The sequence below is a fragment of the Schlesneria sp. genome (assembly GCF_036405755.1).
In the GTDB taxonomy this organism is placed as follows: Bacteria; Planctomycetota; Planctomycetia; order Planctomycetales; family Planctomycetaceae; genus Schlesneria; species Schlesneria sphaerica.
The window spans coordinates 1-6218 of record NZ_DASWWZ010000209.1 but is presented as its reverse complement, the minus strand read 5'-3'; the positions used below and the strand labels follow the sequence as shown (position 1 = coordinate 6218).

Genomic DNA, 6218 nt, shown 5'->3' with positions numbered 1-6218 from the left:
TGGCGGGTAGCCCTCCCGCTCAACATGCCATGTCCATCGACTGGTTCCATCGTCTCGGCCTCGTCTTCCTGACCCAAAGGCACGCCGATTTACAACCATCTTAGAAACCGCCGGATACGATGAGTACGTCCGGTGGTGTGGGAGGACGGCGGGGGTGACCCCGCCTCCTACCCGATTATGGATGCGTAAACGGCCTGCAATCGAGTCACAAATGGCCTGCGGGCGGGCACAGAGCGTGACCAATACGGTGAAGATCCGTACCCGGCATCAGCGACGTGGGACGAAATTACGCAGCCAGGAAGACGCAGTCGGGTGTCAATTGCTCCAACGGCGTCAGACCCGGCTCAGGCAGCCTCGTATCGAGCCATACCGCATACTCTTTGGAAAACCGCGGGTGCTGCAGATGATGTTCACGAGCACGAAGGGATGAGGACTCGCTTCCCGTCCAGAATGATCCGCCGAGTCGAATCGTGCTTGAGAGATTTCTGCTGCTTCACAGGGCAGGGTACGACCGTCCAAACACGTACACCCACGGCAACCGCCTCATCACCGGTAATGAGGTGTAATCGGCCGTAAGGGGTCTAGCCAGAAGCCGCCCCTTTCCGTCCCGATCGCTTGCCGAAGAACAATCAAATCAGGGTGCTACGGGATGTGAACCGTGAGGACCGTGGCTTGTGGGAGAAACTTCGGGTTCTGCGATCACCTTCGGGGGCCCTGACATCAACTGAATGACGTAGAAGAAGACAGGGGTCAGGAAGATCCCGAACAGGGTGACGCCGAGCATCCCTGCGAACACGGCGATCCCCAGTGTCTGCCGCATTTCAAAACCGGCACCACTGCCGATCATCAGCGGAACGACCCCCAGAATGAACGCGAACGATGTCATGATGATCGGGCGCAATCGCAGCCGACACGCCTCCAGTGTTGCTTCACGAGGGGAAAGTCCGGCGAGGCAGCGAGCCCGGGCAAACTCCACAATCAGAATCGCGTTCTTACAGGCCAGACCGACCAGCACCACGAAGCCAATTTGCGTGAAGATGTTGATATCCATGTTGGCCATCAGCACGCCGACAACCGAACAGAGCAAACACATCGGCACCACCAGAATTACAGCCAGCGGCAGCGACCAGCTTTCATACTGGGCCGCCAGCACCAGGAAGACCAGTACCACCGCCAGCAGGAAGGCGAACATTGCGGTATTACCTGCTTCGAGCTGAAGCAGTGCCAGTTCTGTCCATTCTGCCCGCATCGACGGAAGCAGGACATTTTGGGAAAGTTCATTCATTCGGTCGATCACCTGACCCGAACTCGTTCCCGCAGCCCCGTTGACGTTCACGATGGCCGACGGGTACAGGTTGTAGCGAATCACCATGACGGGCCCCGTGATTTCTCGCACTGAAGCGACCGCCGCCAGGGGAACGAGTTCGTGATTTTCGCTTCGAACCAGAACGCGTTTCAGGTCTTTGGGGGCCATGCGGAACTGGGCGTCCGACTGGACATTCACCTGCCAGGTACGACCGAAACGGTTAAAGTCATTCACATAAAGTGAACCAAACCCGACCTGTAGAGCTTCAAACAAAGAGGAAAGCGAGACCCCTTTGCTGCGGGCAGCCCGTCGATCGATGTCGATGAACAACCAGGGTGTATCTGCGCGGAAACTGGAGAACAGCCCGGTCAGCCCCGGAATCGCGGATCCTTCATCAACGATTTGCTGACTGACGGTCTGAAGTGCGGTCGCGCTGATGTCACCGCGGTCCTCGACCACCATTTTGAACCCGCCGGCTGTTCCCAGCCCATCCACAGGCGGAGCACCAAACAGGTTGATCAACGCATCGGGAACTTCTTTCTCGAGGGTCGCTTTCAACGTGTCCGCGATATGATCCGCCGTCAAGTCGCTGCGATGGTGGAAGTCATCGAGCATGAGATAAACCGTGCCGAAGTTTGGTGCGTTGGCACCGAGCACGATCGATTGACCCGCGATTCCCATCGTGTCTTTGACGCCGTGGGTTTGTGCTGCCAGTTCTTCAATGCGTTTCATGACGCGGTTGGTCCGGTCCAGCGATGCCGAATCAGGCAACTGCACGTTGACCAGAAGATAACCCTTGTCCTGTGAGGGAATAAAACCCGATGGCGCAATCGTAAACAGGTGGTAGGTGAGGTAGATGAAACCAGCATACCCCAGCAGCACAACGAAGCTTGCACGGAGCAGAAGCCCCACGATTGCGACATAGCCTTCGGTGACCAGATTGAATCCGAGGTTGAACCAGCGGAAAAACCACCCCAGCAGGCGATTCACCAGCCCGCAAGCGATCTGCGCGACGATGATCCCCACGATCGCCGTCAGCAACTGCGGTGAGATGTAAGCGAAGATCGGCTCACCCGCCTTTCCGAGTTGCTCTGCAACCCAGGAACCCGAAGCGTATCCGATCCAGGCACCAATCATCAGAATGAGCAGTCGGGGCAGGGCCTCTCCTGACGCGTGTCCTCCACCGGCAGTCGCATGACCATGAGCCCCCTCTGCATGTTCACCGGCATGCGGAGATCGGGGCTTGAGCAGCAGCACAGCCAACGCCGGACTGAGTGTCAACGAGTTAAACGCTGAGATCACTGTCGAAATTGCGATCGTCAATGCAAACTGCTGGAAGAACCGACCGACGATCCCCGTGATGAAAATACAGGGAATGAACACGGCACTCAGCACCAGACCGACTGCAATAACGGGTCCCGCCACTTCATCCATGGCGCGAATTGCGGCCTCGCGCGAGGTGGCTCCTTCCTCCAGATGCCGCTCGATGGCTTCAACCACGACGATGGCATCATCGACGACGATCCCGATCGCCAGCACCAGGCCGAACAGGGTCAGGGTATTGAGGCTGAAGCCGAATGCGGCCATCGCCGCGAACGTACCGACGACAGCAACCGGAACCGCGACCAGCGGGATCACCGCAGCACGCCATCCCTGCAGAAACACAAGAACCACCACGGCCACGAGGATCACGGCGTCACGCAACGAGTTGAACACTTCGTTGACAGACTCCTGAATGAACGGCGTCGTGTCGTAGACGATGTCGTAATCAATGCCGCCAGGAAACCGTTCTTTCAGCTCCTCCATTTTGCGGCGAACAAGCTGTGCCGTTCCGAGGGCATTCGATCCCGGCAATTGATAGACGGATAACGCGACCGACGGCTGCGAATTCAGAGTACACATCTGGTCGTAGCCCAGCGCTCCCAGCTCCGTACGTGCGACATCCTTCAGTCGAATCAGAGACCCATCCGCCTCGGTTCGCAAAACCATGTCCGCGAATTGCTCATCTTCCGACAAACGCCCCAGCGTCGTCATGGTGAACTGGAAGACCTGGTCTTTCGCCGCAGGGGGCTGGCCGATCTGTCCCGCAGCGACCTGGATGTTCTGCTGTTCGATCGCGTGGACGACGTCATCGGTCGTTAACCCGCTACTCGCCAGTCGCTCGGGATCGATCCAGACGCGCATGCTGTAATCGCGCTGTCCGAGGAACGTGATATCCCCCACCCCGGGCAGTCGCGAAAGTTCGTCTCGCAACTGAATGGTTGCGTAGTTGCTGAGATACAGGTTGTCGCGACTGTCGTCAGGCGAAAACAGATTGACGATCATCAGCACGCTGGGAGACTTCTTCTTCACAGTGACGCCGCGTCGCTGGACCAGCCCCGGAAGAATCGGCTGTGCCAGGGCCACACGATTTTGCACCAGAACCTGTGCCAAATTCAGGTCAGTTCCCTGTCGAAATGTCACGGTCAGCGAATACGCCCCGTCGTTGGTGCACTGGGATGACATATACATCATCCCTTCCACACCATTCACCTGCTGTTCAATCGGGGCGGCGACCGTATCCGAAACCACGCGGGCGTTTGCTCCGGGATAGATTGCCGAGACTTCGACCGTCGGGGGCGTGATCTCGGGATACTGCGTCACGGGAAGAGTGAAAAGAGCGATTCCACCGCACAGCGTAATGACGATCGAGAGGACCGAAGCAAAAATCGGTCGATCGATAAAAAATCGCGAGAACATGCAGGCCGCTCTTTTAAACTGGGGGGCGGGAACGGGGCTGGCGGAACGATTTCCGGGTCTGGCAGGGCAGTCTGAACCAGTCTCTGCGACGCCGCTCGACTCTCTCCCCTGACTAACACCGCATCCCTCAGAAACAGGAAGAAGTGGGGAGCCAATCAGCTTGCGCACGTGCGAGGATTGTAGCGAGTCGTCAAGTCATCATGTGAGTGAACAAGTGACACGTCAATCCTCACTGCCCCTTAGCAGAGCTTTTCACCCCTCGTTGAGACTTGAAGGGAACCACGCTAGCATCACGGCCGCTGAGTGACCTATTCCGGGCATCGCTGCCCGCTCTTGATAACGCCCGCAGGGAGGCCGTCTGATGCTCGCCTTAAATACGATCCATTCTCTTGATTGTATCGAAGCAATGAAGGGGCTGGAGGCGGGGTGCGTCGACCTTGTCTTTGCGGATCCCCCATTCAATATCGGGTACTCTTACGATGTCTATAAGGACCGTCAGGCACCTCCACAGTATCTGGACTGGTCCCGAAAGTGGATCTCGGGCGTCCACCATGTCCTCAAACCAAATGGAACATTCTGGCTGGCAATTGGCGACGACTATGCAGCAGAACTGAAGCTCCTCAGTCAGGAGATCGGGTTTCATTGCCGTAGCTGGGTGATTTGGTACTACACGTTCGGCGTGAATTGCAAACTCAAATTCAGTCGCTCACATACGCACATCTTCCACTTTGTGAAGAACGCTAAGAACTTCACCTTTAATGGACCTGAAATCGCAGTCCCCTCTGCGCGGCAAACCGTCTATGCGGACGCCCGCGCCAACAAGAGCGGACGCCTGCCAGACGATACCTGGATTCTGCGTCCTCAGGATCTCGTCGAGGGGCTGACTCCCGAAGAAGACACCTGGTACTTTCCGCGTGTGGCTGGCACGTTCAAAGAGCGAGAAGGTTTCCACGGTTGTCAGATGCCGGAGCAGCTGCTGGGACGGATCATCAAAGTCAGCTCAAACCCCGGCGAACTGGTACTGGATCCGTTCAGCGGCAGTGCCACGACCGCAGCGGTCGCTAAGAAATTGCGGCGCAATTTTCTCGCCTTTGACATCAGCGAAGAATACATCGCACGAGGGCTGACGCGTCTCGCCAAAATCAACCCGGGGGATGTACTGGACGGAGCCCCCGAACCCAAAGTCAGCGCTCCCGCCACTCCCACGGAACCAGTCAAACGCGCTCGCGCTGTGAGGAAAAAGGAACCCAAAAACGATTCAAGTCTGTTCAATTAGCGAATCAGGTTCGTCGCCCCGCCGCTCGCTGGCCGGCTCAATCCACACGAGCCCCCGCCATACGAAACGATCCTGGGGAACGTGTCGAGAGTGAGGTCAGTCGCCGGGAGTGCCAACGACCAACCCCATCTGTTGGCAGACCAACGCTATGCCTGGTAGGTCGGATTGACCAGATTATCCGGTCGCTCACCGCGCAGGGCTTGAACAACCTGATTCATCGCCTGCGTCCGCATCTGATCAAGTGACTCCTGCGACACAAATGCGGCGTGGGGTGTGACAATCACCCGCTCGTCCTGATAGAGGGGATCATTGAGATCCGGTGGCTCGGGCTCGAACACGTCAAGGGCCGCTCCGGCGATGACATTCTTCTGCAGGGCTTCCCAGAGTGCTGCGGGGTCGATCAATCCGCCGCGCGACGTGTTGATGAGATAGGCTGTTGGCTTCATCCACCTCAGCCGCTCGGCATTGAACAGATGCCGCGTTTCGGGGACGAGTGGAGCATGGATTGAAATGTAATCGCTCTGTTCGCAAAGCTCCTTCAACGAAACCATGCGACAGCCCGTGCCGTAGTCCGCCCCCGATCGTGTGTGAGACAGTACTGTCAGCCCCAACGCGCGCAACTTGGGAACGAGTTCTCTGGCGGTATTTCCCAGACCGACCAGACCCACGGTCTGCCCCGAGAGTCGCCGCATCGGTCCGGCAGCACTCAGATCGTATTCTCCCCGCTTTGTTCGCAGATGGAAGAAGCCGATCTGCCGTGCACATGCCAGCAGCAGCCCCAGTGCGTGGTCGGAAACCTCTGATACGCAGTAATCCGGACAGTTCGTGACCGGAATTCCCAGTTCGGTTGCCGTAGAAACGGCGATATTGTCGATGCCGATCCCCAACCGGGCGACG

At 57.7% G+C, this 6218-nt stretch carries 3 protein-coding genes; 1 reads left to right on the top strand and 2 read right to left on the bottom strand.

All coding sequences use genetic code 11. The features are described 5' to 3' along the window. Positions 1-634: 634 nt before the first annotated feature. Entirely contained in the window at positions 635-4045 is a 3411-nt protein-coding gene (locus tag VGE80_RS07175; RefSeq protein WP_440592165.1) for an efflux RND transporter permease subunit, read from the bottom strand. A 361-nt stretch (positions 4046-4406) separates the two neighbouring features. Between VGE80_RS07175 and VGE80_RS07170 the strand changes: the two genes are divergently transcribed. After that, positions 4407-5321, top strand: a complete 915-nt coding sequence (locus VGE80_RS07170) for a DNA-methyltransferase (protein WP_373652977.1) — start codon at positions 4407-4409, stop codon at positions 5319-5321. 146 nt (positions 5322-5467) lie between these two features. On the opposite strand, the gene VGE80_RS07165 is transcribed toward VGE80_RS07170, so the two are convergent. Beyond that, positions 5468-6218: C-terminal binding protein (locus VGE80_RS07165; RefSeq protein WP_440592164.1), on the bottom strand; the 751-nt coding region annotated here is incomplete at its 5' end.

Bases quoted from the DNA above. Each gene is read 5' to 3' on its own strand.
- VGE80_RS07175 (WP_440592165.1), bottom strand. From the start codon at position 4,045: ATGTTCTCGCGATTTTTTATCGATCGACCGATTTTTGCTTCGGTCCTC.
- VGE80_RS07170 (WP_373652977.1), top strand. From the start codon at position 4,407: ATGCTCGCCTTAAATACGATCCATTCTCTTGATTGTATCGAAGCAATG.